This is a genomic window from Pseudoduganella umbonata (assembly GCF_014192225.1).
Classification (GTDB): Bacteria; Pseudomonadota; Gammaproteobacteria; order Burkholderiales; family Burkholderiaceae_D; genus Rugamonas; species Rugamonas umbonata.
In genome coordinates this window covers 95870-122868 of record NZ_JACHXS010000009.1, presented here as the reverse complement: position 1 = coordinate 122868, position 26999 = coordinate 95870, and the positions used below count along the sequence as shown (strand labels likewise).

Below are 26999 nucleotides of genomic sequence, written 5' to 3'. Positions count from 1 at the left end.
CTGGTAGTACAAGAAGATGGGCAGTTGCCCATTTTTTTTTTGCTCACGGAAAAGTAAGCGCCCAGCCGGCGCCCGGTGAGCGGAAAACAAGCTGTTATTTGAACTGTTTTAGCGGGTTCCCGGCAAGTGCGCCGGCGGGCCCCGATCTGGAGATTTTCCTTTGCAACTGCCGGAACTGATTGAGAAGACCGTCGCGGGTCTCGGCTACGACCTGGTCGATTTTGAACGGGCCGAACGCGGCCTGCTGCGCGTGTACATCGATTTCCTCCCTGCGGACGCAGAGGAAAAGGGCCCGATCACGGTGGAAGACTGCGCCACGGTGAGTCACCAGCTGTCGCACGTGCTGACGGTCGAGAACGTGCCATACGAACGGCTCGAGATTTCGTCGCCCGGCCTGGACAGGCCGCTGCGCAAGCTGTCCGATTTCGAGCGCTTTGCCGGCCACGAGGCAATCGTCAAGCTGCGCATGGCGCTGCCGGGCACCGCCAACCGCAAGTCCTACCAGGGCATCCTGCAGGCACCCGAGGGTGACCAGCTGGGAATTGAATTTGAAAGTAAAGATGGTCCTGCGTTGCTGAATTTCACGCTCGCGGATATGGATAAGGCACGCTTGGTGCCACAGGTGGATTTTAGGAGCCGCAAAGCATGAGTCGCGAAGTTTTGTTATTGGTGGACGCGCTTGCGCGCGAGAAGAACGTCGACAAGGACGTGGTATTCGGCGCGCTCGAATTCGCGTTGGCGCAAGCCACGAAGAAACGCTATGAAGGCGAAGTCGACATTCGCGTTTCGATCGACCGCGATTCCGGCGAATTCGAATCCTTCCGCCGCTGGCACGTGGTGCCTGACGAAGCCGGCCTGCAATTGCCTGACCAGGAAGTGCTTCTGTTCGAAGCCAAGGAACAGATCCCCGATATCGAAGTCGACGAATACATCGAAGAGCCGATCGAATCGGTGGAATTCGGCCGCCGCTTCGCGCAGGACACCAAGCAGGTCGTACTGCAGCGCGTGCGCGATGCCGAACGCGAGCAGATCCTGCAGGACTTCCTCGAGCGCGGCGACGCGCTGGTGACCGGCACGATCAAGCGCATGGAACGCGGCGATGCGATCGTCGAATCCGGCAAGATCGAAGCACGCCTGCCGCGCGACCAGATGATCCCGAAGGAAAACCTGCGCATCGGCGACCGCGTGCGGGCCTATATCCTGCGCGTGGACCGCAACATGCGCGGCCCGCAGGTGATCCTGTCGCGCACCGCGCCGGAATTCATCATGAAGCTGTTCGAGCTGGAAGTGCCGGAAATCGAGCAGGGCATGCTGGAAATTAAATCGGCCGCCCGCGATGCCGGCGTGCGCGCCAAGATCGCCGTCTTCACGGCCGACAAGCGCATCGACCCGATCGGTACCTGCGTCGGCATGCGCGGTTCGCGCGTGCAGGCCGTGACCGGTGAACTGGGCGGCGAGCGCGTCGACATCGTGCTGTGGTCCGAAGACCCGGCGCAGTTCGTGATCGGCGCGCTGGCCCCGGCCAACGTGTCGTCGATCATGGTCGATGAAGACAAGCACGCGATGGACGTCGTCGTCGACGAGGAAAACCTGGCAATCGCGATCGGCCGTTCCGGCCAGAACGTGCGCCTGGCTTCCGAGCTGACCGGCTGGAAGATCAACATCATGACGGCCGAGGAATCGGCCGACAAGGCAGCCCAGGAAACGGCGGCGGTACGCTCGCTGTTCATGGAGAAGCTCGATGTGGACCAGGAAGTGGCCGACATCCTGGTCGAGGAAGGCTTCAGCAGCCTGGAAGAGATCGCCTACGTGCCGATCTCCGAAATGCTGGATATCGAAGCCTTCGACGAAGACACCGTCAACGAACTGCGTACCCGTGCGCGGGATGCGCTGGTGACGGAGGCGATCGCTTCGGAAGAAGGCCTGGAAGGGATGGACGAAGGCCTGGTCGGCCTGGAAGGCATGGACCGCATCACGGCGGGCAAGCTGGGTCTGGCGGGCATCAAGACGCTGGAACAGTTCGCCGGCCTGGCATACGACGAGTTCGGCGCCATCCTGGCGCTGTCGACGGACCGTGCCACTGAACTGATTAAAAATGAATTTGAAGATGTGACCGACGATGAAATGAAGCTGGTCGACGGAAAGTACGACGATCGCGCCAAGGCCCTGCAGGCCAAGGCATGGTCGCTGGCCGAGGCGGCCAAGGCCTGAGCGCCCTGGCCACCCCACCAGCCAAGCTGCTTCATAGCTTATTACTTATCATCGACGCGACACATAGAAAAGAGGACTGAATGGCGAGTAACAACGTAGCCCAATTTGCCACCGAACTGAAGATGCCTGCAGACCTGCTGCTGACGCAGCTGCGTTCTGCCGGCGTCGAGAAGAGCTCGGCGTCAGATCCATTGTCGAAAGATGATAAGGACAAGCTGCTGGAGCACCTGCGCCGCACGCACGGCGCGGCTGGAGCATCCGAGAAGAAGAAAATCACGGTAACGCGCAAGGAAACCAACGAGATCAAGCAGGCCGATGCCTCCGGCAAGACCCGCACGATCCAGGTTGAAGTGCGCAAGAAGCGCACCTTCGTGCAGCGCGACGACCTGCCCGCGACCACCACGCCCGCCCCGGCGGCACCGGTGGTCGACGAGGCCGAGAACGCCCGCCGCGAGGAAGATGCACGCCGCCAGGCCGAGCTGATCGCCCGCCAGGAAGCGGACCTGCGCGAGAAGCAGGAGGCGCTGGCACGCCTGGACGCCGAGAAGGAAGCGCAAGCGAAGGCCACCGCTGCTGCAGAAGCGGAAGCCAAGCGCCGCGCCGACGAGGAAGCCGCGAAAGCCGCTGCCGAGAAGGCCGCCGCCGACAAGGCCGGTGCACGCGACGCGCAGAAGCAGGCGGAGTCCGAAGCCGCCGACAAGAAACGCGCGGCCGACGCCGAGGAAGCCAAGAAGAAGGCCGAGCAGGCAACCAAGGAAGCCGCGGAACGTGCCGCGGCCACCGAGCGTGCCCGCAAGGCCGTAGCCGACGAAGTGGCCCAGATCAAGGCCATGATGGCGCAGCCGCGCCGCGTGATCAAGGCGCCGGAACCGGCACCCGTGGTCGCCAAGCCGGCTGCGCCGGCTGGCACGCTGCACAAGCCGGCCGACAAGAAGCCGGGCACCACCACGCCGGCAACGACCGACAAGAAAGACGATAAAAAGCCGGGCGATCGCAAGTCGATCAAGTCGGCCAACGTGTCGTCGACCTGGTCGGACGATGCCAAGAAGCGCGGCGCGCCGGGCGGCGGCAAGGGCCGCGGCACGAGCACCGGGCCGACCAGCCGCGATGGCTGGCGTGCCGGTGGCGGCCGTGGCGGCCGTGGCCGCAATTCGCACCACGATGACCGCGAATCGAACTTCCAGGCACCGACGGAAGCGATCGTCAAGGAAGTGCACGTGCCGGAAACCATCACCGTCGCCGAACTGGCGCACAAGATGGCCGTCAAGGCATCCGAGGTGATCAAGCAGCTGATGAAGCTGGGCCAGATGTGCACCATCAACCAGGTGCTGGACCAGGAAACGGCGATGATCGTCGTCGAGGAAATGGGCCACAAGGCGCATGCCGCCGCCGAGGACGATCCGGAAGCGATCCTGGCCGACCAGGGCGAACAGACGCATCACGAAGCGAAGCCGCGCGCTCCGGTCGTGACCGTCATGGGCCACGTCGACCACGGCAAGACCTCGCTGCTGGACTATATCCGCCGCGCCAAGGTGGCGTCGGGCGAAGCCGGCGGCATCACGCAGCACATCGGCGCATACCACGTCGATACGCCGCGCGGCATGATCACGTTCCTGGATACCCCGGGCCACGAAGCCTTCACGGCAATGCGTGCCCGCGGTGCCAAGGCCACCGACATCGTCATCCTGGTGGTGGCGGCGGACGATGGCGTGATGCCGCAGACGAAGGAAGCGATCGCCCACGCGAAAGCTGCCGGCGTGCCGCTGGTGGTGGCGATCAACAAGATCGACAAGCCGGGCGGCAACCTGGAACGCGTGACGCAGGAACTGATCACCGAAGGCGTGGTGCCGGAAGAATACGGCGGCGAGTCGCCGTTCGTGCCGGTGTCCGCGAAGACGGGCCAGGGCATCGATGCGCTGCTGGAAAACGTGCTGCTGCAAGCCGAAGTGCTGGAACTGAAGGCACCGGTGGAAAGCCTGGCGCGTGGCCTGGTGGTCGAAGCCCGCCTGGACAAGGGCCGCGGCCCGGTCGCCACGATCCTGGTGCAGTCCGGTACGCTGAAGCGTGGCGACGTGGTGCTGGCCGGTTCGTCGTACGGCCGTGTCCGTGCGATGCTGGACGAGAATGGCAAGTCGGTATCCGAAGCCGGTCCGTCGATCCCGGTCGAGATCCAGGGCCTGACCGAAGTGCCGGCCGCCGGCGAAGAAGTCATGGTCATGGCGGACGAGCGCAAGGCGCGCGAGATCGGCCTGTTCCGTCAAGGTAAGTACCGCGACGTCAAGCTGGCCAAGCAGCAGGCCGCCAAGCTGGAGAACCTGTTCGACCAAATGGCCGAAGGCGAAGTGCAGAACGTGCCGCTGATCGTCAAGACCGACGTGCAGGGTTCGCAGGAAGCGCTGGTTGGCTCGCTGCAGAAACTGTCGACCTCCGAAGTGCGGGTGCAGATCGTGCACGCGGCCGTCGGCGGCATCACGGAATCGGACGTCAACCTGGCGACCGCGTCGAAGGCAGTCATCATCGGCTTCAACGCCCGTGCCGACGCCCAGGCGCGCAAGCTGGCCGAGACCAACGGCGTGGACATCCGCTACTACAACATCATCTACGACGCGATCGAAGAGGTGAAGGCGGCAATGTCCGGCATGCTGGCACCGGAGAAGCGCGAGCACATCACGGGCCAGGTGGAAATCCGCCAGGTCATCCTGGTGTCGAAGGTCGGCGCGATCGCCGGTTGCCTGGTCACCGATGGCGTGGTCAAGCGTTCCTCGTCGGTACGCCTGCTGCGCAACAACATCGTCGTGTGGACCGGCGAGATCGACTCGCTGAAGCGCTTCAAGGACGACGCGAAAGAAGTGCGCGCCGGTCTGGAGTGCGGCCTGTCGCTGAAGAACTACAACGACATCCAGGTTGGCGACACCCTGGAAGTGTTCGAGATCCAGGAAGTGGCACGTACGCTGTAAGCGAGACACTCAGGCAGCACGCAGTATCCATGGCGGGTGCCGCCCAGTCCGCGCAAGCGGATGGGCGCCACCCGCCATTTTTAATTGATGGACAAATCATGGCTAAACACAGCAAATCGATCCCCGCGCGCGGCCTGCGCGTGGCGGACCAGATCCAGAAAGACCTTTCCGAACTGATCGCCTTCGAGCTGAAGGATCCGCGCGTGGGCATGCTCACGCTGGCCGAAGTGCAGCTGACCCCCGACTATGCGCACGCGAAGGTCTACTTCACGATGCTCAAGGACGATCCCGACACGGTGAAGAACACGCTGGCCGGCCTGCAGGCCGCCGCCGGCTACCTGCGCAACCAGCTGGGCAAGCGGCTGCACATCCACACGCTGCCGCAGCTGCACTTCGTGCACGACACGTCGGCCTCGCGCGGCATGGCGATGTCGGCCCTGATCGACAAGGCCAACGCCACGCGCGCGGCCGACTACGAAGAAGACGCGGGCGAAGAAAAAGAATGACGGAGGAAGTCAAGGCTGCCCGCGTGAAGCGGGTACGCGACCTCGTCGATGGCGTCCTGCTGCTCGACAAGCCGGTCGGCCTGTCGTCGAACGATGCGCTGATCAGGACCAAGCGCGTGCTGAACGCGAAGAAGGCGGGCCACACCGGCACGCTCGATCCGTTCGCCACCGGCCTGCTGCCGCTGTGCTTCGGCGAGGCCACCAAGTTTTCGCAGGACCTGCTCGAGGCCGACAAGACCTACGTGACGACCGTGCACCTGGGCGTGCGCACCGATACGGGTGACACCGAAGGGCAGGTAGCCGACGCCGATCCCGCGCTGGACCGCGACGTTGCCACCATCACCGTCGCGGAAATCGAAGCGGTGCTGGCGCGCTTCCGCGGCCCGATCGCGCAGGTGCCGCCGATGTATTCGGCCCTGAAGCGCGACGGCAAGCCGCTGTACGAATACGCCCGCGCCGGCATCACGCTCGAGCGCGAGGCGCGCAACGTCGTCATCCACAAGCTGGAACTGCTGTCGTACGAAGCGCCGTTCCTGCGGCTGGAAGCCACGGTCAGCAAGGGCACCTACATCCGCGTGCTGGGCGAGGACATCGGCGCCGCGCTGGGCTGCGGCGCGCACCTGAACGCCTTGCGGCGCACGGGCGTCGGCGCGCTGAACGCCGACAACATGGTGACGCTGGAACAGGTGCAGGGGCACGCCGCGCCCCTGTCCCTGCTGGCACCGGTGGATGCGCTGCTGTCGACGTTCCCTCGCATCGAACTCACTGCCGAGCTGTCGAAACGCTTCCTGCAGGGCCAGCGGCTCCCGCTCGGCAAGGAGCCTGGCGTGCAGACGCCGGCGCCCTATGAAGGCCGCGTGCGCGTGTACGCGGATGGGAAACTGCTCGGCACCGGGCTGTTCGAACAGTGGGCCATCCTCAAGCCGGAACGGCTGATCGCCGCCGCGCAATAGCCAGCCGAAGCCGGTACGCACCGGCATCGGCGGTACCTGCCCGCAGCGGCCGCCTGTCAATCCCCCGGTCAGGTGCTTTTCCCCCGTCAGCAACGCCTGGCACGAAACTAATCATCATTATTATGATTTCGGGATCTCTTGTTGAATCGGCATGTCGGCAAGACTACATTGGGGACTCTTCAGCGCTGAAGAGCCTCCCGAAAGTCTTCCTCATCCACTTCCACAAGGAGCACAATTGTGCGCAAGACGTCTCGCTCAGTCACAAGCCTGGTCAGCACCGCTGCAGTTTCCGCAGTCCTGTCGTTCGCCGCTTCCACGGCCAATGCCGCACTCACCACGTATACCAGCCAGTCCGCCTATCTCGGCGCGGTCGGCGCCACAGCGGTCGATACGTTCAACGACCTCGATATCGAACCGTATGACACCCCGTTCCCACGCACCGCCGGCGATATCACCTACGTCGCTACCACCGGCCCTGGCAACCCGCGCGCCTATGGAGCCAGCGACGACGACGTCGACTGGTACCTGAGCTCTAGCCGGCGCACCGACGCGATCACGTTCGACAGCTTCGGCACACCAGTGGCCGGCGCCGGCGGTTTTTTCTGGGGTTCCGATATCGCCGGCTACACGGTATTCGCCCCCTACATCACCGTGACCGCCACGGATAGCACGGGCGCCACGCTGACCTACACGATCACTGATCCGGTACCCAGCTCCTTCCTCGGTTTCGTGTCCGACGCCACGATTGTCTCGCTGTCGGTCGCCACCGGCGACCAGCTTGGCGCCGACGGCTACGGCATCTGGCCTACGGTAAACGACCTGCACCTGTCCGTGGCCGCCGTGCCGGAACCCGGCACCTACGCGATGCTGCTCGCCGGCCTGGGTTTGCTGGGCTGGACGGCACGGCGCAGGCCAGGCCGCGCAACCAGCCGCTTGGCGTAAGGCGCACCAGCGCACCGGAGGGCGATCCCACGAGGCGCCTTTCCCATGCCGCTGCCGATGCAGAGCGACCAGACGCGCCTTGCACCCGCACCGCCACTGTTCACCCCTTATTCCATGGAGTTCCATAGTGCGACCGATTTCCACCATCGCGGCCGTTGCCGCCGCTGCATTGGCGCTGAGCGCCGGCAGTGCTCGAGCCGACATCACCACCTTTACCCACGAAGCCGCGTACCTTGCCGCGGTCGGCAATACCGGTGTCGACAACTACAATGACCTGATCCAGCAGATGTACTATGACGAAGTGCCGCGCCAGGCTGGCGAGTATTCGTACAGCGTCAGCGCGGGGCCGAAAGCCCCCGCCCTGTGGGCAGGCACCAGCGATTTCGTGGACTTCTGGCTGAGCTCGCAGAACCGCACCGATACCACCACGTTCGTGCTGCAAGGCGGCGTGGCTGGCGCCGGCGGCAACTTCTTCGGTTCGGATGCCTACAGCCATCCGACCAGCGCCGCCAGTCTGCTGCTGACCGCCACGGACAGTACCGGTGCCACGGTATCGTTCACGCTGGAAAATCCGGACGTCAACTCGTTCGTCGGGTTTGTCTCCAGCGCGGATCTGGTATCGCTGACCGTGACCGCGGGCCAGCAGCCGGGCGTATGGTCCTCGATCGACAACTTCCATGTGTCGGTCGCGGCCGTGCCGGAACCACACACGTGGGGCATGCTGGCCGGTGGTCTCGCGCTGCTTGGATATGCCTCGCGGCGCAGGCGCAAGCTGTCCTGATCCGCGGGCCAGGTCGTCGAACGTGTCGGCAGGTGAACGGGCAGGCCGGTGTTAGAGTAGCGCGCGCACGGGCGGTGGGGGGGCGCGGCGTTCTTCCCGCTGCCGGCTACACCGCCTGCAGCGCCATCAGCAGCTCGGCCGGATCGGCCGGTTTGACGAGATGCCGGTTGAATCCGGCGGCATGCGACTGGGCCCGGTCGCTGGGCTGGCCATAGCCGGTCAGCGCGATGATCGTGGCGCCGGCGGTGGCCGGGTCGGCGCGCAGGCGCCGTGCCAGCGTATAGCCATCCATGCCGGGCAGGCCGATGTCGAGGATGAAGGCGTCGGTCGCCGCCAGGTCGGCGCGGCGCAACGCCGTTTCCGCATCCTCGGCCACCGCCACGTCGTGCCCCTCGGCGCGCAGCAGTTCGGCCAGCACGCCGGCCGCGTCCGGATTGTCTTCCACGACCAGCAGCCGCAGCGGCCGCACTGCCGGCCGGGCCTGGCTCGAAGGCGTACTCTGCATCGCCACCGGCACGCTGTCGCACAGGGGCAGGGCGATCGAGAATTCGCTGCCCCGGCCGGGCCCGTCGCTGTGCGCCGTCACGAAGCCGTCGTGCAGCGTGGTGATGCTCTTGACCAGTGTCAGTCCCAATCCCAGGCCGCCCTGCGCCCGGTCCGGATTGCGTTCGCCCTGGATGAACAGGTCGAAAATATGCGGCAGCAGCGTCGGTGCGATGCCGTTGCCGTTGTCGCGCACCGCGACGCGGGCGTGGCTATCCACCACTTCCAGCCGCAGCGCGATCAGGCCGCCGGGCGGCGTGTACTTCGCCGCGTTGTTCAGCAGGTTGGCGATCACCTGCACGAGGCGCGTGCGGTCGCCATGCACCTTCACCGGGGAATCCGGCAAGTGCAGGTCGAGCGCATGGCGCCGTTCCTCGATCAGCGGCAATGCCTGCTCGACGGCGCTGGCCACCACGTCGGCCAGGTCGAGGTCCGCCATGTTCAGCTGGACCAGCCCGCGCGTGACGCGCGACACGTCGAGCAGGTCGTCCACCAGGTGCGCCATGTGCCGCACCTGCCGGGAAATGATGTCGCTGGCGGCGATGCGCGTTTTTTCGTTTGCCAGCCCGCCTTTCAGCAGCTGCGCGGCGGTGCCGATCGGTGCCAGCGGGTTGCGCAGCTCGTGCGCCAGCATGGCCAGGAACTCATCCTTGCGCGCCGCCGCCTCGCGCAGTTCATCCTCGGCCAGCTTCTGGCTGTGGATGTCGGTGCAGGTACCCATCCAGCGGATGATGCGGCCCGATTCGTCGCGCACCGGCAGTGCGCGGCCCAGTGTCCAGCGGTACTCGCCGGAGCGATGGCGCAGCCGGTACTGGATTTCATACACTTCGCCGGTGGCCAGGCTGTGCCGCCATGCTTCCCACGCGCGCTCGCGGTCGTCGGGATGGAACATGTCGTTCCATCCCGGGCCGTCGGTGGTGCCGGGCGGCACACCGGTGTATTCGTACCACTGCTGGTTGTAGTAGTCGTGCCAGCCGTCCGGCAGCGTCGACCACACCATCTGCGGCATGGCGTTCGTGATGATGCGGAATTTCGCCTCGCTGGTCGCCAGCGCCTCCATGCTGCGGGCCCGTTCGCTGGCGGTGCGGATACGCCCCGCGAATTCGCGCATCAGCGCCACGTCGTCGTCGGCCCACAGGCGCGGCACCGTATCGCTGACGATCAGGATGCTCTTCAGCTGGCCGTGTTCGATCACGGGAATGTCGACGAACGATTGCGCTTGGTGGCGGCGGAACGGCCCCGCGTGCGCCGCCGTGCGCGGGTCCAGCGCCACGTCGCCGACCACCACCGCGTGGCCCTGCCGCATCTCGTCCACGAAGGAGCCGAAATCGCGCAGGTGCGCCGTGCCTTCCAGCGACGGAATACCCGGCAGGCACCAGTCGGCGCCGACATACAGCGTATCGGTCAGCTCGTTGTAGCGGCCGTACGAAACCCGGCTCACTCCCAGCAGTTCTCCCAGGATCGCCAGCGCCGTCAGCACGATCTCGCGTGGTGCGCGCACGTCGCGCCAGGCATCCGTGAGCCCGAGCAGCGCATCGCGCCGCGCGTTGCCGCGCACGCGTGCCGTCACGTCGCGCACGTGGTGCAGGATGTAGGCGACATTGCCCGCATCATCGAGGACCGGCGAGTTGGTGGCGCTCCAGTATCGCTGCTGGAGGTGGCCCGGCTCGCCGGGCACCGGGATATCGTAGCGCTGCACTGCCATTTCGTCGGTGGTGGCGGTGTCGCGTACCTTGACCAGGGAAGTGCGCAGGTTGTCCATCGTTGCCGCGTTGACCTGCGGATCGGCAGGCCGTGCGCCGAACACGGAAAGGATGTCGCGGCCCAGCAACTGCTCGCGCTGCAGGCCGTTGGCGCGCAGGAATGCGTCGCTTGCCTGCACGATGGTGAAATCGGGTGTCAGCAGCACATAAGGCGCGGGAAGGGCGCCGAAGACGGCGTCCGGATCTGGCGGTCGATCGCTCATCGGTATCCTGGAAAACGGTTCATCATGATGCCTGTCTGGCAACCACCGGTCGGTGGCCCAACACACACAAAGCCGCCTGTCTTTGTGCTGTCACAAGCCCATGATATACTAGTGGGTTCAGTGCATCCGCATTTGCCGGGGCGCCTGCTCAGCAGCCGTCAGCGGTGACTCAGTTACGTCAGTTACTCAGTTACGTCAGTACCCCGCAGCTTCGGCGTCCCACCCGTTTTTACAAACACAACGACTATGTCTACTACTAAACGCGCAATTCGCAACATCGCCATCATCGCACACGTCGACCATGGCAAGACGACCCTCGTGGACCAACTGCTGCGGCAGTCCGGCACCTTCCGCGAAAACCAGCAGGTCGATACCCGCGTCATGGACTCGAACGACCTGGAAAAGGAACGCGGCATCACGATTCTGTCGAAGAATTGCGCGGTTGAGTACGAAGGTACGCACATCAACATCGTCGACACCCCGGGCCACGCCGACTTCGGCGGCGAAGTGGAACGCGTGCTGTCGATGGTCGACTCCGTTCTGCTGCTGATCGATGCCCAGGAAGGCCCGATGCCGCAGACCCGCTTCGTCACGCGCAAGGCGCTGGCGCTGGGCCTGAAGCCGATCGTCGTCGTCAACAAGATCGACCGTCCGGGCGCGCGCGCCGACTGGGCGATCAATGCCACGTTCGAACTGTTCGACAAGCTGGGCGCCAACGACGAGCAGCTCGACTTCCCGATCGTTTACGCATCGGGCCTGAACGGCTACTCCGGCCTGACCGAAGATGTGCGCGAAGGCGACATGAAGCCGCTGTTCGAAGCCATCCTGAAGCACGTGCCGGTGCGTGACGACAACCCGGACGGCCCGCTGCAGATGCAGATCACGTCGCTGGACTACTCGTCCTACGTGGGCAAGATCGGCATCGGCCGCATCTCCCGTGGCCGCGTCAAGGCCGGCCAGGATGTCGTCGTGATCGACGGCGAAGGCGCTACCCCGATCAAGGGCCGCATCAACCAGGTGCTGAACTTCAAGGGCCTGGAACGCGTGCTGGTCGATGAAGCCGTCGCCGGCGACATCGTGCTGATCAACGGTATCGAGGAAATCGGCATCGGCTCCACCGTCTGCGCACCGGATACCCCGGACCCGCTGCCGATGCTGACCGTCGACGAGCCGACCCTGACGATGAACTTCATGGTCAACAACTCGCCGCTGGCCGGCCGCGAAGGCAAGTTCGTCACCTCGCGCCAGCTGCGCGACCGCCTGGACAAGGAACTGAAGGCCAACGTGGCACTGCGCGTGGCCCCGACCGACGACGACACGATCTTCGAAGTGTCCGGCCGCGGCGAGCTGCACCTGACCATCCTGATCGAGAACATGCGCCGCGAAGGCTTCGAGCTGGCCGTGTCGCGTCCGCGCGTGGTCTTCAAGATGGTCGATGGCGTGCGCCACGAGCCGTATGAAAACCTGTCGGTCGACGTGGAAGAAGTCAACCAGGGCGGCGTGATGGAAGAACTGGGCCGCCGCCGTGGCGACCTGCAGAACATGGAATCGGACGGCAAGGGCCGCGTGCGTCTCGAATACCGCATTCCTGCCCGTGGCCTGATCGGCTTCCAGGGCGAGTTCATGACGCTGACGCGCGGCACCGGCCTGATGAGCCACGTGTTCGACGCCTACGCACCGGTCGACAACACCCGCGGCGAGCTGGCTGGCCGCCGCAACGGCGTGCTGATCTCGCAGGATGATGGCGCCGCCGTCGCCTACGCGATCTGGAAGCTGCAGGACCGCGGCCGCATGTTCGTGTCGCACAACGACCCGGTGTACGAAGGCATGATCATCGGCATCCACTCGCGCGACAACGACCTGGTCGTCAACCCGATCAAGGGCAAGCAGCTGACCAACGTGCGTTCGTCCGGTACCGACGAAGCGGTGCGCCTGGTGCCGCCGATCCAGATGTCGCTCGAATACGCGGTGGAATTCATCGAGGACGACGAGCTGGTCGAGATCACGCCGAAATCGATCCGCCTGCGCAAGCGCTTCCTGAAAGAACACGAGCGCAAGAAGGCATCGCGCGAAGCGTAAGCTTCCTCGGCACAGCCGATTCGAAAACCCGCCGGGTCGCAAGACCGGCGGGTTTTTTCTTGCCTGTATGGCTTGCATGTCGTTGCGCCGGATGGGGACGGGCGATTGATCATCATTGATCATCGATGTTCATCCATTCGAGCCTGCGGGAGCGTTTCCACCATGGCGCGCAGTGCCCTGCTTGAAACGCTCAAACGGTTGAGCAAAACTGCCCGTTAATCATCATTCTGATTCTTTGCCTGCGCGCTATTTCGCATCCGGTTGACTCACATAGAATTGCGAAAAAATAGCCATTTACTAGCGGCCTGCAATCCAGGCCGACACCGGAGGAGATTCAGAGTGACGAAGCACATGAACAAGGTGCGGGCGCCTGGCCGCCTGCACCGCAGGACCGCCCTTGCCATCGCCGCATCGATGCTGGCGGCAGGCGCCGCGATGGCGCAACAGGCGCCCGCCCAGCCGGCAGCGCCGGCAGCCGAACCGGCGGTCGGACAGGGCGCCGTGGTGACCGTGGTCGGCACGCGCAAGTCGGTCGCCTCGGCGATCGACCGCAAGATCCGCAATGCCACCGTGTCCGATTCCATCATCGCCGAGGACATCAACCAGTTCCCCGACAAGAACGTGGGCGAGGCGCTGTCGCGCATCACCGGCGTGCAGCTGTCGCGCGACTTCGGCGAAGGCTCGCAGGTGGCAATCCGCGGCGTCGAGCCGGACCTGAACCGGGTCGAGATCAACGGCATGTCGGTGCTGGGCACCAATGGCGAAGCGGGTCGCGGCGCCGAGCTGCGCGAGCTGGCGTCCGAACTGATCGCCTCGATCGACGTGTACAAGGGCACTACCGCCGACATGACCGAAGGCGGCGTGGGCGGCACCGTCAGCATCAAGACCCGCAAGCCGCTGGACTTCAAGAAGCGCACCATCGCCACCACCGTCTCGGCCGAGCAGTCGTCGAGCCGCGGCGGCGTGCAGCCGCGCCTGTCCCTGCTGGCCGCGGACCGCTTCCTGGACAACAAGCTGGGCCTGATGGCGAACATCGTCTACGACAAGGTACTGACGCGCAACGACTACGCGCGCAACACGTCGTGGCGCTTCCTGCGCGACTGGGATTTTTCGGCTGACAGGACCGTCGTCAGCCGGGATCCCGCCGTCGCCGCCGTGGGCAGCAAGGCCGGATGCGGCACCAGCGGCCTGTCCGCGGAGCAGCAGACCGCGTGCAGCAACCAGTGGAACGACTACTCGCCGGGCATCGCCCGCTACGGCATCTGGACACGCGACCACAAGCGCGCCTCCGCCGAGCTGACCGCGCAATATGAGTTCAGCAAGAGCTTCAATGCCTACGTCAGCTACCAGCACAACAAGCAGGAGCAGCGCCTCAACGACCGCAACTTCGGCACCGAACTGGGCAACGTGAGCCGCCTGGCCAATGCCGGTACCGCGCCCACGTACAATGCGGCCGGCATCCCTTCCGGCGGCAACTGCTCGGCGGCGTCGGCCACGACCACGCCGGAAGGCGTCATCGTCGACAACCACCACGTCACGCAGTACACGGTCGGTAATTGCCTGTACGCGGCGGGGCAGGGCGGCCAGAGCGCGTTCAGCACGTCGGCACGCGACTTCGCCCTCGACATCGACTCGAAGTACACCACCACGGGCTTCAACTACAAGCAGGGCAAGTGGGAGATCGAAGGCCTGCTGGGCACGTCGAATTCGCAGTACACCAACAATTCGAACAGCGTGGTCATGACGCAGAATGCGCCCGGCCTGCGCGTGTCGCTGGACGGCCAGGGCCTGCCGCACTTCGATTTCCCGGCAGCGTATTCGCCGGACAGTTCAAGCGCCTACACGCAGGTGCAACTGCAGTACCGACCCTATGAAACCACGAACCGCGAAGACCAGGCCAAGATCGACCTGAAATACAAGCTCGATACGCCGTTCTTCAGCAAGCTGTGGTTCGGCGCGCAGGCCCGCGACACGGCCGGCAAGCGCTATAACGGCGGCGGCTACCTGGCCAGCAACGGCGCCGACCTGAACTCCACAGCCGATGACGTCACGGTGGTCGGCTCGAACATCAACCAGACGCTGATCTTCGATCCGCTGGCACCGGCCGGCGTGAACCGCGCACCGGACAAGTTCGCGTTCATGAGCCAGTTCAACGCGACGAACTACATCAACGCCCAGCAGATGGCGGCGCTGGTGCAGTCGATCTCCGGCCGTTCGCCGGGCACCTTCTTCAAGGGCTTCGACGGCGTCAGCGGCCTGCCGTCGTCGTGGATCTCGCCGGACTACAATGCCGCCGCGCCGAACTTCGACACGTCGAACTTCAACCAGCAGTACCTGTACAACGCGCCGGGCAGCGACGGTAACACGTATGCGCAGATCCCGGCCTGGCAGGTGCGCGAGAAAACCCAGGCCGCGTACGGACGCCTGGACTTCGACACCGAACTGTTCGACCGCGGCATCTCGGGCAATATCGGCGTGCGCTACACCCGCACCCGCGATCTCTCCACCGGATCGCGCAGCCAGCGCGTGCGGGTCGCCTCCGGTAGCGGAACGACCGGCTACACCGATCTCGTCATCTCGAACAGCGTGGCCACCGTGGACAACACGTACCACGACTGGCTGCCGAGCGCGAACGTGATGATGTGGGCGATCCCGGACGAATTCCTGGTCCGCGCCGGCTTCGGCAAGGTGATGGCCCGCCCGCGCATCGACCTGCTGGCGCCGAACGCCAACTGCATTGCCGGCAGCGGCAATCCGGCCTTCGGCGGCGACGGCGATGACGACTGCACGGCCGGCAATCCCGACCTGAAGCCGTTCCGCGCCAAGAACTACGACCTGTCGTTCGAGTACTACCCGAACAGCGATTCGCAGGTCAGCCTGGCGCTGTTCAAGAAGAAGATCACCAGCTATATCCTGGACCGCACGGTGGTCAAGGGCGTCGACCTGTTCAGGGATGGATCGAGCTATGACGTGACCCAGCCGGTCAACGGCGAAGGCGCGGAAACCAAGGGCATCGAGCTGACGGCGCGCACCGCGCTGACCTTCCTGCCCGGCTGGCTGTCCGGCTTCGGCGTGGACGGCAACTACACGCGGATGACCTTCAAGTACTCGCAGGGCACCGAGCGCCTGAACGTGCTCGATGGTACCGTGCTGCCGTATCCGGGCCTGTCGAAGAACAGCTACAACGCCGCCGTGTGGTACGACCTGGGCAAGTTCAACGCCCGCCTGGCCTACACCTACCGCGACCGCTTCTTCACGGGGAACAACGACGTGTCGGGCAACCCGGTCTTCCAGAACAAGACCGGATTCCTGGACGCGAAGTTCCAATACCGGTATAACGATAACCTCACGTTCTCGGTCGAAGGCAAGAACCTCACGGACCAGGAGCAGGTCACCGATGCCGGCGATCCGTTCCGCGTCAACGAACTCGCCTTCTCGGGCCGCCGCTACTTCCTGAGTGCATCGTACAAATACTGATAATGACGAGACATGCTTTACGCTCAAGCGCTGCCGCAATGGCGGCGCTTTTTCTTTTGGGGGCGCCCGCCCATGCAGCATCCACTGCTGCCTCTGCCGCGCCGGCGTTCAACAACCCGCTGGTGAAGCAACGCGCCGATCCGCACGTGACGCTGCAGCCGGACGGCTGGTACTACTACACCGCCACCGTGCCCGAGTACGATCGCATCGAAGTGCGGCGCGCCCGCTCACTCGACGAGCTGGGCAAGGCCGACGTCCACACGGTCTGGCGCAAGCACGACAAGGGCGAGATGGGCGCGCACATCTGGGCGCCCGAGATGCACAGGATCGGCGGCAAGTGGTACATCTACTTCACCGCCGGCCGCTCCGATGCGATCTGGGAGATCCGGCTGTACGTGCTCGAATGCGAGTCGGACGATCCGCTGCGCGGACCGTGGAAGGAGCGCGGCCAGCTGAAGACGGGCTGGGAATCGTTCGCGCTGGACGCCACGACCTTCGAGCTGAACGACAGGCGCTACCTGCTGTGGACGCAGCGGCCGAAGGATCACGGGAAAAAGCAGACCGACATCTACATCGCGCCGATGGACACGCCGCTGTCGATCTCGGGGCCGGCCGTGCTGCTGACGGAGCCGGAATACGCGTGGGAGAAGGTCAAGCATGCCGTCAACGAGGCGCCGTCCGTGCTGGTGAAGAACGGCCGCGTGTTCATGACCTATTCCGCATCCGCCACCGACGCGAACTACGCGCTGGGCATGCTGACCGCGCCGGCCGATGCCAACCTGCTCGACCGCAAATCGTGGACCAAGTCGCCGCAACCGGTGCTGGCCAGCAGCGTGGAAAACGGCCAGTATGGCCCGGGCCACAACTCGTTCACGACCACGCCGGACGGCAAGACGGACATCCTCGTCTACCACGCCCGGAACTACCGCGACATCGTTGGCGACCCGCTGCGCAATCCTGACCGGCACACGCGGGCCCAGGCCATCTCGTGGCGTGCCGACGGCACCCCCGACTTCGGTGCACCCGTCGCCGACAAGCAAAACCGGTGACAGACACCAGTTTTTTTGAAACATTTCCCGAAAACCGGTGACAGACACCGGTTTTTTTGAAACATTTCAAATTAACAGGTGCCTGGGAGGAGAGATGGCCTGCAGGCCATCTCCGCTGCGCAGGCGAGAAGTGAACTTCTCGAAACCCCTGCTTCGCCACCGGTTCTCAGGGCAACAGTGTCAGCCAGCGTTCGCGGTATTGCGGCCAGCCCTGCAGGGCGATGGGATCGGCGGCGTGCGAGTGCACGGCAGGGGCGTGCCCCCAGTGCGCCAGCATCCAGCCGCCGCTGGTGGTGCCGCTGGCGTCGTCGGTCACAGTGACCTGCTGGCCGCGCCGCAGGGCGGCCAGCAGCGGGGCGAAGTGCGGGTTGTTGGTGAAGCTGCCTTCGACGACGATGTCGCCCGCCGACCCCAGCGCGGTCAGGCACCAGTCGCTCATCAGCACGCAGTACAGCGTGGCCAGCGCGGTGCGCTCGGCATCGGTCGGCAGGGCCGGGCCGACGACGGAACCCTTGCGCCCGGCGAACGGTCCACCCGCTTCGGCAAACGCGGGCAGGGCGTAGGTGCCCTGGTCGATGATCTGCTGCAGGTCGGCCACGCTGCAAGGCACCGCGTCCGTGCCGGCCAGCGCGCCGAATTCGCGGCCGCCCATGAAGCGGATGCACGGCACCGGCTGGCCCAGCGCGCTGCAGTTGGCCAGCATGTCCGACGCTTCCTTCAGGCCATCGAGCTGCCCGCCGGGCAGGGCGGCAATCACCCAAGTGCCGGTCGACAGGATGGCCGGCGGCGCCGCATGGCTGCCCGTGGCATCGAGATGGCGCAGCAGCGATGCGTTGCTGTCGTGGATGCCGCATATCACCTGGCAGCCGGCCGGCAGTCCGGTGCGTTCGGCCAGCGCTGGCAGCACGGGCCCCAGCGGATCCCATGCATTGCGCAGCGGTGGCATCAGCGGAGTCCAGCCCGATCCCTCGACCAGCTGCGAATACTGCTGGCGCGACGGCTGCCACAGATCCGTATGGCAGCCGAGCGACGTCACTTCGCCGGCCGCCACGCCGGACAGCCGCCACGCCCAGTACTGCGGATACATCAGGATGTGCTTCGTCCGCGCGAAATCGGCGGGGAAGGCCGATGCCAGCCATGCCAGCTGCCGGCCCAGGTTCAGGCCGGCCGGCAGCGATGGCGAATACGTCGTGCCATACGCGGGGCGCGCCGCCAGATATTCCGTGCGCTGCGCGGCCGGCGGCTCGAATTCATAGTCCAGCACCGGCAGCACCAGGCCATCGTGATCCACCAGCGCCGCCGTGGCGCCATGCGTCACCGGCACGATCGCCCGCACCGGCGCGGTGGCCGCGAACTCCCCGATCGTCTCCAGCATCCAGTTCCAGATGCCTTCCGTGTCATGGTGCGGATACGGCCCGTCGCGCAGCACGGTGTTGGGCCTGCGGCGCTCGGCCAGCTGCGTGCCCGCCGCGTCGATCAGGGCCAGCTTGACGTTGGTCTTGCCGATATCGAGGACGATGATTGCAGTGTCAGTCATTTGGCGACCTTCTTCCCGCGCATCAGGCGCGGCAGCGCGATCGTCACGAGCAGCAGCAGCCCGATCACGATCGTCATGTAGATGCCCGGGATGTTGGCCATCGACAGGCCATACGTCACGGTCCCCAGCGTCAGCACGGCCAGCATCACGCCGCCGATGGTGCCGGCGCCGCCCGCGATCGATACGCCGCCCAGGATCACCATCGTGATCACTTCCAGCTCCCAGCCCATGGCGATGTTCGGGCGCGTGCTGCCGATGCGGCCCGTCAGCAGGAAGGCCGCCAGGCCGGCCATTGCACCGGTCAGCATGAACAGCACCATCCGGTAGCGGTCCACCTCGATGCCGGAAAAGCGCGCGGCGACCGGGTTGTTGCCGATCGCGTAGATGCGGCGGCCCCAGCGCGTTGCGTGCAGCACGAAGGCGAAGATCGCCGCGAACACCAGCAGGATCACGAATTCGCGCGGGATGAAGTCGAAGAAGTAGCCTTGCCCCCAGTCCGCCATCACCTGCGGGTAGCCGGTGAAGGCCTTATCGCCCAGCACCACGGACGCCAGGCCGCGGAACAGCGACACGGTACCGATCGTGACGACGATGGCCGGCAGGCCGAAGCGCGTCACCAGCACGCCGTTCAGCGTGCCGCACGCCACGCCGGTGGCCAGCGCCACGAACAGCAGCGAGGCGGGCGGGAAGCCGGCGTTCATCGCCAGGCCCATCGCCACCGACGACAGCGCCAGGATGCCGGCCACCGAGATGTCGATCTCGCGGCAGATGATCAATAACGCCATCGGCAGCGCGATCAGCGCCTTCTCGCTGAAGTTGAACGTGCCGTCCGCCAGGTTGTACGGATCGAGGAAGTGCGGCAGCAGCATGCCGTTGGTGACGAAGGCCAGCAGGAACAGCAGCGCAAGCAGGGTTTCCCACTTGCCCAGCACGCCCTTGATGCCCAGCTTCGGCTGGTCGAGGATGGTGTAGCGGGATTTGCCGGCCGCCGGTTCGGCGTTCGCGGGGTCGGTCGTATTGGTAGTGGCGGTCATCGTATTCAAGCGGCACTCCGCACAGGTGAATGAGAATCGAGGTGCAGCGGCAGGATCTGCCGGCCTTCCTTCTTGCGGTCGCGGGCGTTGATCAGCACGGCAATCAGGATCACGGCGCCGGTCAGCGCGCTTTGCCAGAACGGCGAAACCTTCACCACCGGCAGCGCATTGCCGATCACGGCCAGGAACAGCGCGCCCAGCACGGCGCCGGCCACGGACCCGGTGCCGCCGGCGATGTTGATGCCGCCGATCACGCACGCGGCGATCACGGTGAATTCGAAGCCGTAGGCGATCTCGGTGTAGGCCACCGCGTAGCGCGCCACCCACAGGTAGCCGCACACGCCGGCCACCAGGCCGGAAATCCCGTACGTCCACAGCAGCCGCTGCGCCATCGGGATGCCCACGTAGCGGGCGCACGACGGCGCATTGCCCACCGCGTACAGGTCGCGGCCGAAGCGGCTGTGGCTGGCCAGGTACCAGGCGGCCAGCACGACCAGCGCGGCGATCCACACCAGGTTCGTCACGCCCAGGAATTTATTCAGCGGAAAGGCGATGAACGCTTCCGGCATCTGGTGCGAGGAGACCCACGCGCCGCCGGACAGCACGAACACCAGCCCGCGGTACACGCTCATCGTGCCCAGCGTGACGACGATCGCCGGCAGGTCCAGGTAGCCGATCAGGTAGCCGTTGACGAGACCCAGCACGAGGCCCAGCGCGGCGGCGGCCAGCACGATCACCGGCAGCGGCAAATCGGGGTTGTTGGCGGCCAGCAGCGCCGCGGCCATGCCGGACAGCGCCAGGTTCGACGCGACGGACAGGTCGACGCCGCGCGTGACGATGACCAGCATCTGTGCCAGCGCCAGCATGACCAGCAGCGTGCTGTCCGTCAGCAGGTTGGCCAGGCTCGCACCGGTGACGAACACCGGCGCGCGCACGCCCACGCCGATGATGAGGACCACGATCGACGCGGCCAGCAATAATTCCCGTTTCGCCAGCTTCAAGTTGAATGCGTTCACGCCGCTCCCTCCAGCACGGCGCCCGAGGCGGCCGCGCAAACATTCTCCGGTGTCGCCTCGCCGCGCGCATACACGCGCTCGACGCGGCCCTGGTGCATCACCACGATGCGGTCCGACAGCCCCAGTACTTCCGGCAGTTCGGACGATACGAGGATCACCGACAGGCCCTGTTTCACCAGCTCGCCGACGAAGCGGTGCACCGCCGCCTTCGAGCCGATGTCGATGCCCTTGGTCGGTTCGTCGAGGATGATCACTTTCGGATCGGTGGCCAGCCATTTGCCCAGCACGACCTTCTGCTGGTTGCCGCCGGAGAGTTCCGACACGTTCTGGCGCAGGTGGTGCGCCTTCAGCTCCAGCTGCTCGCTGTACAGCCGCGCCACGCCCAGCGAGTCGCGCTTGGCCTTGCCGCCGCGCAGGAACCAGCCCATCTTGTCCAGGATCGGCAGCGTGATGTTGTGCAGGATCGGCATCGTCAGGTGCGCGCCCTGGTGCTGGCGGTCTTCCGGCACATAGGCGATGCCGTGGGCGATGCCATCGGCGGCGCAGCCGATCTTCACTGCCTTGCCGTCGATGAGCACGGTGCCGCGCGACGGTTTCGTCAGGCCGAACAGCGCCTGCATCACCTCGGAGCGCCCGGCGCCCACCAGGCCATAGAAGCCCAGGATCTCGCCCTTCCTCAGCGAGAAGGAGACGTCGTCGAATTCGGTGGGATGGCAGAAATTCTTCACTTCGAGCAGCGTGGCGCCCGGCGTCACGTCCGCCTTCGGATACGCCTGCGTCACGGCGCGGCCCACCATCAGCGACACCAGTTCGCCTTCGGTGATGTCGGCCAGCACGCCTTCGGTGATGTAGTGGCCGTCGCGCAGCACCGTGTAGCGGTCCGCCACGGCGTAGATCTCGTCGAACTTGTGGGTGATGAAGATGATGGCCGTGCCGGCCGCCTTCAACTGATTGATGATGCGGTACAGCTCACCGATCTCGCGCTGCGACAGCGCGGCGGTCGGCTCGTCGAGGATCACCACGCGGGCATCCTGCGACAGGGCGCGGGCGATCTCGACGAAGTGCCGCTGCGCCACCGACAGGTCCTTCACTTTCGTGCGCACCGGTAGCGGTACCTCGAGCCGTGCGAACAATTGCTCGGCTTCGCGCTCGATGCGGCCCCAGTCGATGCGGCCGCCTTTTTGCGGCTGGCGGCCCACGTAGATGTTCTCTGCCACGGTCAGTTCGTCGAACATCACGCTTTCCTGGTGCACCGCGGTGATCCCGGCGTGCATCGCATCCTGCGCATTGGCGAACCGCACCTGCTGGCCGTTCAGCGTGATGGTGCCTTCGTCCGGCTGGTAGATGCCGGTCAGCGTTTTCACCAGCGTGGACTTGCCGGCGCCGTTCTCGCCCAGCAGGGCCATCACTTCGCCGGCGCGCACGGTCAGTGCCATCTTGTTCAGCGCGGTGATGCCGCCGAACCGCTTGCAGATGCCCTCGAGGCGCAGCATGGCCTCGCCCGCCGGGATGGCACTCCCGGCAGGTGTGTTCGTTGTCTGTTGCATGGCTTAGAAGATCTTGGCGAATTTGTCGACGTTGTCGCGGTTGTACGTGAACGGTTCGGCCATCGCGGCCTCGCCTTTCGCGTCGATCGCGATATTGCCCATCCGGCCCGCGGCGAACTTGCCGCCCGCCTTGGCATCCGGCGCGCCCTTGATGAAGTCATAGGCCGCATAGGTGGCGGTGTAGCCCAGGTCGATCGGGTTCCAGATCGCGAATTCCTTCACGGCGCCGCTCTTTACGTGGCCGGCCATTTCGGACGGTAATCCGAGGCCGGTGACGAACACCTTGCCGACGACGTTCTCGTCGACCACGGCTTTCGATGCCGCCACGATGCCGACGGTGGTCGGCGCGATGATCGCCTTCAGGTTCGGGTAGCTGCGCAGCAGGCCGATGGCTTCGCGGTAGCTCTTGTCGGACTGGTCGTCGCCGTAGGTGGTGGCGACCAGTTTCAGCTTCGAGAACTCGGGCGTGGCGAGCTGCGTCTTCATCACGTCGATCCAGATGTTCTGGTTCGTGGCCTGCGCCGAAGCGGACAGGATCGCGATCTCGCCTTCGCCGCCGATCGAGCTGGCGGCCATCTGCAGCTGCTTGCGGGCGATCAGTTCGGGGTTGGACGGGGTCAGGTGCATCAGCCGGCCTTCCTGCGCCAGGCCGCTGTCGAACGACACCACCTTGATGCCGCGCTGCATGGCCTTCTTGGCGATCGGCACCAGCGCATTCGGATCGTTGGCGGAAATGACGATCGCATCGACTTTCTGGCTGATCAGCGAATTGACGATTTCGATCTGGCCTTCGGCCGACGGCGTCGTCGGGCCGGTGTAGATGATCTCCACGTCCTTCAGCTGCGCGGCGGCTTCCTTGGCGCCCGTGTGGGCGGCATCGAAGAAGCCGTTGCCCAGGCTTTTCACGACCATCGCGATACGCAGTTTCTCGCCATTCGCCTTGCCGCCGGTGGCGCCGGCGGCGTTGTCAGTCTTCTGGCCGCAGCCCGTCATGCAGGTGGCGCTGACCGCGGCGGCCAGCGCGGCGACGATAAAAGTCTTGCGTTTCAATGTGCAGCCTCCGGATGGAACAGCGACGAAGCCGGGAAGTCGAACCCGTGCGAGAATTGCAGCGAACCGACCTGGGTCGGCACGGCTTCCGGCTGCACGGTCACGACCTTGACGCCGGACTGTTCGAGCAGCTGGACGGCGGCGTCCGATGCGTAGGTATCGGTGATCACGCACGACACGCGATCGAGCCCGCACAGGATCAGGCCGGCCTTCTTGGCGAACTTGGAGCTGTCCGCCAGCACGATCAGTTCCTCGGCCTGGCCGATCAGGCGCTTCTCGGCCTGGATCAGCAGCGGATCGGCTTCCATCAGGCCCAGCAGGGAAAGGCCGTACACGCTCATGAACATCTTCGCCGCGTAGTGGTGCTGCGTGATGTCGTTGTCGAACGGCGAAAGAATCACGTTCTGCTCACGGTACACCTTGCCGCCCGGGAGGATCACTTCGTTTTCCGACGACAGCAGCAGGCGCTCGGCCATCAGGAACGAGTTGGTCAGGATCTTCAGGTGCTTGTCGACCAGGAAGTCCGCCATCATGAACGTGGTGGTGCCGCCGTTGATGACGATCGTTTCGCCTTCCTCGCACATGCCGGCCGCGTAGCGGGCAATGGCGCGCTTGCGGTCGGCAAAGCACTGGATGTTGTGTTCGAAGGTTTCGCTCGTGAGCGTAAGATTGCGCTTCTTCTGGGCCAGGTTCGCCGCGCCGCCGCGGGTGCGGGTCAGCAGGTTGCGCGCGGCGAGCCAGCTGATGTCGCGGCGCACGGTGGCGGGGGAAGCGCTCAGCCATTCGACCAGCTGGGGAACGCTGGCGGTCTGGTGCTCGGCGAGCAGTTTGAGCAAACGTTTACGGCGCTTGTGATTCACCATGTTTCCGTCTCCTTGTCGTGATCCTACTTCCCGGCGGGTGCCGTGAGTGGTCTATTTATTAAGGGCAAGCCTAAACCCTTTCAAAGTAGCCGGTCAATCATCCTGCGCTCAAATGTATGATTTTTTCCAAAATCGCTTGTCATGTTCTGATCATTTCGCTCAAGTAAATGATTAATTCATTCTTGGTCACGATGTTGATCGCTTGTGCATTGACACCCCCGAGGGCTCTGATTTCTACTGACTCCGCTTGCTTCCCGGCCGAAAAAAGCACGGAAACGGGGGCAAAACCGAATGCAAATCAACGATGGAGACCACATGAACCAACCGAAGCAGAAACAGCCCATCACGTCGCTGTGGGATGACGAGAAGGCCGCAACGATGAGCGAACCGGAGCTGCTGCTGTACCGCTCCAATTTGCTGGGCTCGGACCTGCGCATCACCAACTTCGGCGGCGGCAACACGTCGGCCAAGGTGATGATGGATGACCCGCTGACGGGTGACAAAGTCGAGGTACTGTGGGTCAAGGGTTCGGGCGGCGACCTGGGCAGCATCAAGCTGGACGGCTTCTCGACGCTGTACCTGGACAAGCTGCACGCGCTGAAGAAGCGCTACCGCGGCCTGGAACACGAAGACGAAATGGTCGGCTACCTGCCGCACGCCACGTTCAACCTGAACCCGCGCGCCGCCTCGATCGACACGCCGCTGCACGCCTACATCAACAAGAAGCACGTCGATCACATGCACCCGGACTCGCTGATCGCGATCGCCGCCACGGCCAACAGCCGCGCCCTGACGGAGAAGATCTTCGAAGGCGTGCTGGGCTGGCTGCCATGGAAGCGCCCCGGCTTCGACCTGGGCCTGGACCTGGAAAAGCTGTCGACCGAGCAGCCGCACCTGAAAGGCATCATCCTGGAAGGCCACGGCCTGTTCACCTGGGGCGATACCGCCAAGGAAGCCTACGAAACCACGCTGGCGATCATCAAGCGCGCCGAGGAATGGCTGGAAGCGAACATCGCGCAACCGGTGTTCGGCGGCCAGAAGCACCAGGCGCTGCCGCCGGCCGAGCGCGCCGCATTCGCCGCGAAACTGATGCCCTTGCTGCGTGGCAAGATCAGCAAGACCGAATACAAGCTGGGCCACTTCGAGGATTCCGACACGATCCTGGAATTCGTCAACAGCGCCGACCTGGCACCGCTGGCGGCGCTGGGCACCTCGTGCCCGGACCACTTCCTGCGCACCAAGATCCGCCCGTTCGTCGTCGATTTCGACCCGACCAGGCCGGACTTCGACGCCGTCGCCGCCGGCCTGGACGATGCGCTGGAAGCCTACCGCGCCGACTACACGGCTTACTACAACCGCTGCAAGCGCGACAACAGCCCGGCAGTGCGTGACGCGAACCCGATCATCTACCTGATCCCGGGCGTGGGCATGCTGTCGTTCGCGAAGGACAAGGCCACCGCGCGCATCGCCGGCGAGTTCTATGTCAACGCGATCAATGTGATGCGCGGCGCGAACGGCGTCGACAAGTATGTCGGCCTGCCGGAACAGGAAGCGTTCGACATCGAGTACTGGCTGCTGGAAGAAGCAAAACTGCAGCGCATGCCGAAGCCGAAATCGCTGGCAGGCCGCATCGCGGTCGTCACCGGCGGCGCCGGCGGCATCGGCCAGGCGGTGGCGAAGCAGCTGCTGTCCGAAGGCGCCTGCGTGCTGCTGACCGACATCGACGGCGGCGCCCTGGAAGAGGCGAAGAGCGCCTTGGCCAAGGTGGCCGGCAAGGACAACGTGGCCACGATCACCGGCAACATCACCAGCGAAGAGCAGGTGGAAGCGGTGTTCACGGAATCGGCGCTGCGCTTCGGCGGTGTCGACCTGCTGATCTCGAATGCCGGCATCGCCTCGTCGGCGCCGCTGGAAGACACCACGGTCGAAGTGTGGGACCGTAACCAGGACATCCTCGTCAAGGGCTACTTCCTGGCCAGCCGCGCCGCCTTCCGCATGATGAAGACGCAGAAGCTGGGCGGTTCGATGGTGTTCGTCGCCTCGAAGAACGGCCTGGTCGCATCGGCCGGCGCATCGGCCTACTGCACCGCGAAAGCCGCCGAGATCCACCTGGCGCGCTGCGTGGCGCTGGAAGGCGCGCCGCTGGGCATCCGCGTCAACGTGGTCAACCCGGACGCCGTGATCAAGGGCTCGAAGATCTGGGACGGCAAGTGGAAGCAGGAACGCGCCCAGTCGAACAAGATCGAGGCGGACGACGTGGAAGCGTTCTACCGCGACCGCAGCATGCTGAAGCGCTCGGTGCTGCCGGAAGACATCGCCGAAGCCGTGTACTTCCTGTCCAGCGACAAGGCCGCGAAGAGCACCGGCAACGTGCTCAACGTGGATGCCGGCAACGCCGGTGCGTTCACGCGCTGATCGCTGTCAGCCAACGTTTTAGCCGACGCTTTTTAGCCGATAATACAAATAGCCAAACGCAAGCCGCCGCGCC

18 protein-coding genes are annotated in these 26999 nt (G+C 65.0%); 11 read left to right on the top strand and 7 right to left on the bottom strand.

Annotation, left to right across the window (positions count from 1 at the left end; genetic code table 11):
- Positions 1 to 160: 160 nt before the first annotated feature.
- The 7 genes from rimP to FHS02_RS21635 all read left to right on the top strand — a co-directional run bounded on the left by rimP (position 161) and on the right by FHS02_RS21635 (position 8350).
- Positions 161 to 649: a ribosome maturation factor RimP gene (gene rimP / locus FHS02_RS21665; RefSeq protein ID WP_137316371.1), complete on the top strand. Its 489-nt coding sequence runs from the start codon at positions 161 to 163 to the stop codon at positions 647 to 649.
- Complete coding sequence (gene nusA, locus FHS02_RS21660) at positions 646 to 2211, top strand: transcription termination factor NusA (RefSeq protein ID WP_131147441.1); 1566 nt, start codon at positions 646 to 648, stop codon at positions 2209 to 2211. The genes rimP and nusA overlap by 4 nt, the downstream gene beginning before the upstream one ends.
- Positions 2212 to 2291: 80 nt before the next feature.
- The gene (gene infB / locus FHS02_RS21655; protein ID WP_137316372.1) at positions 2292 to 5168 is read left to right on the top strand and encodes a translation initiation factor IF-2; all 2877 of its coding nucleotides are present in this window, start codon (positions 2292 to 2294) and stop codon (positions 5166 to 5168) included.
- Positions 5169 to 5266: 98 nt separating this feature from the next.
- A complete protein-coding gene (gene rbfA, locus FHS02_RS21650) occupies positions 5267 to 5674 on the top strand; it encodes a 30S ribosome-binding factor RbfA (RefSeq protein WP_137316373.1) in 408 nt (135 codons plus the stop codon).
- Positions 5671 to 6627: a tRNA pseudouridine(55) synthase TruB gene (gene truB / locus FHS02_RS21645; protein WP_137316374.1), complete on the top strand. Its 957-nt coding sequence runs from the start codon at positions 5671 to 5673 to the stop codon at positions 6625 to 6627. Before rbfA ends, truB begins: the two co-directional genes overlap by 4 nt.
- A gap of 237 nt (positions 6628 to 6864) precedes the next feature.
- Positions 6865 to 7569, top strand: coding sequence for a PEP-CTERM sorting domain-containing protein (locus FHS02_RS21640; RefSeq protein ID WP_229422366.1), 705 nt, complete (start codon positions 6865 to 6867; stop codon positions 7567 to 7569).
- Between the two features lie 127 nt (positions 7570 to 7696).
- Positions 7697 to 8350 (top strand): PEP-CTERM sorting domain-containing protein, encoded by a 654-nt coding sequence (locus FHS02_RS21635; RefSeq protein WP_137316376.1) that lies wholly within the window; start codon positions 7697 to 7699, stop codon positions 8348 to 8350.
- A 106-nt stretch (positions 8351 to 8456) separates the two neighbouring features.
- Here the strand turns inward: FHS02_RS21635 and FHS02_RS21630 are convergent, their stop codons facing one another.
- A complete protein-coding gene (locus tag FHS02_RS21630; protein ID WP_137316377.1) occupies positions 8457 to 10859 on the bottom strand; it encodes a PAS domain-containing protein in 2403 nt (800 codons plus the stop codon).
- 246 nt (positions 10860 to 11105) lie between these two features.
- Between FHS02_RS21630 and typA the strand changes: the two genes are divergently transcribed.
- The 3 genes from typA (at position 11106) to FHS02_RS21615 (ending at position 17464) form a co-directional block, all read left to right on the top strand.
- Positions 11106 to 12938, top strand: coding sequence for a translational GTPase TypA (gene typA, locus FHS02_RS21625; protein ID WP_137316378.1), 1833 nt, complete (start codon positions 11106 to 11108; stop codon positions 12936 to 12938).
- 339 nt (positions 12939 to 13277) lie between these two features.
- Positions 13278 to 16415, top strand: a complete 3138-nt coding sequence (locus FHS02_RS21620) for a TonB-dependent receptor (protein WP_229422367.1) — start codon at positions 13278 to 13280, stop codon at positions 16413 to 16415.
- A 2-nt stretch (positions 16416 to 16417) separates the two neighbouring features.
- Positions 16418 to 17464 carry a glycoside hydrolase family 43 protein gene (locus FHS02_RS21615; protein WP_175424916.1) on the top strand — a complete coding sequence of 349 codons (1047 nt, stop codon included), beginning with the start codon at positions 16418 to 16420 and terminating at the stop codon, positions 17462 to 17464.
- A gap of 166 nt (positions 17465 to 17630) precedes the next feature.
- Here FHS02_RS21615 and FHS02_RS21610 read toward each other — a convergent pair whose 3' ends face one another.
- The 6 genes from FHS02_RS21610 to FHS02_RS21585 are packed head-to-tail and all read right to left on the bottom strand — an operon-like array spanning position 17631 to position 24511.
- Entirely contained in the window at positions 17631 to 19001 is a 1371-nt protein-coding gene (locus FHS02_RS21610; RefSeq protein ID WP_137316380.1) for an FGGY-family carbohydrate kinase, read from the bottom strand.
- Entirely contained in the window at positions 18998 to 20035 is a 1038-nt protein-coding gene (locus FHS02_RS21605) for an ABC transporter permease (RefSeq protein ID WP_137317694.1), read from the bottom strand. Before FHS02_RS21605 ends, FHS02_RS21610 begins: the two co-directional genes overlap by 4 nt.
- Positions 20036 to 20040: 5 nt before the next feature.
- Positions 20041 to 21051, bottom strand: a complete 1011-nt coding sequence (locus tag FHS02_RS21600) for an ABC transporter permease (protein WP_229422369.1) — start codon at positions 21049 to 21051, stop codon at positions 20041 to 20043.
- Complete coding sequence (locus FHS02_RS21595) at positions 21048 to 22598, bottom strand: sugar ABC transporter ATP-binding protein (RefSeq protein WP_137316381.1); 1551 nt, start codon at positions 22596 to 22598, stop codon at positions 21048 to 21050. The genes FHS02_RS21600 and FHS02_RS21595 overlap by 4 nt, the downstream gene beginning before the upstream one ends.
- 3 nt (positions 22599 to 22601) lie before the next feature.
- A complete protein-coding gene (gene rhaS / locus FHS02_RS21590) occupies positions 22602 to 23648 on the bottom strand; it encodes a rhamnose ABC transporter substrate-binding protein (protein WP_229422370.1) in 1047 nt (348 codons plus the stop codon).
- Positions 23645 to 24511: a DeoR/GlpR family DNA-binding transcription regulator gene (locus FHS02_RS21585; protein ID WP_137316382.1), complete on the bottom strand. Its 867-nt coding sequence runs from the start codon at positions 24509 to 24511 to the stop codon at positions 23645 to 23647. Before FHS02_RS21585 ends, rhaS begins: the two co-directional genes overlap by 4 nt.
- Before the next feature lie 315 nt (positions 24512 to 24826).
- Here FHS02_RS21585 and FHS02_RS21580 point away from each other — a divergent pair, with 315 nt between their 5' ends.
- Positions 24827 to 26926, top strand: coding sequence for a bifunctional rhamnulose-1-phosphate aldolase/short-chain dehydrogenase (locus tag FHS02_RS21580; protein ID WP_137316383.1), 2100 nt, complete (start codon positions 24827 to 24829; stop codon positions 26924 to 26926).
- Positions 26927 to 26999: the final 73 nt, after the last annotated feature.

Coding starts and splice junctions, on each gene's coding strand:
- nusA (WP_131147441.1), top strand. CDS start 646: ATGAGTCGCGAAGTTTTGTTATTGGTGGACGCGCTTGCGCGCGAGAAG.
- infB (WP_137316372.1), top strand. CDS start 2,292: ATGGCGAGTAACAACGTAGCCCAATTTGCCACCGAACTGAAGATGCCT.
- rbfA (WP_137316373.1), top strand. CDS start 5,267: ATGGCTAAACACAGCAAATCGATCCCCGCGCGCGGCCTGCGCGTGGCG.
- truB (WP_137316374.1), top strand. CDS start 5,671: ATGACGGAGGAAGTCAAGGCTGCCCGCGTGAAGCGGGTACGCGACCTC.
- FHS02_RS21630 (WP_137316377.1), bottom strand. CDS start 10,859: ATGAGCGATCGACCGCCAGATCCGGACGCCGTCTTCGGCGCCCTTCCC.
- typA (WP_137316378.1), top strand. CDS start 11,106: ATGTCTACTACTAAACGCGCAATTCGCAACATCGCCATCATCGCACAC.
- FHS02_RS21615 (WP_175424916.1), top strand. CDS start 16,418: ATGACGAGACATGCTTTACGCTCAAGCGCTGCCGCAATGGCGGCGCTT.
- FHS02_RS21610 (WP_137316380.1), bottom strand. CDS start 19,001: ATGACTGACACTGCAATCATCGTCCTCGATATCGGCAAGACCAACGTC.
- FHS02_RS21605 (WP_137317694.1), bottom strand. CDS start 20,035: ATGACCGCCACTACCAATACGACCGACCCCGCGAACGCCGAACCGGCG.
- FHS02_RS21595 (WP_137316381.1), bottom strand. CDS start 22,598: ATGCAACAGACAACGAACACACCTGCCGGGAGTGCCATCCCGGCGGGC.
- FHS02_RS21585 (WP_137316382.1), bottom strand. CDS start 24,511: ATGGTGAATCACAAGCGCCGTAAACGTTTGCTCAAACTGCTCGCCGAG.
- FHS02_RS21580 (WP_137316383.1), top strand. CDS start 24,827: ATGAACCAACCGAAGCAGAAACAGCCCATCACGTCGCTGTGGGATGAC.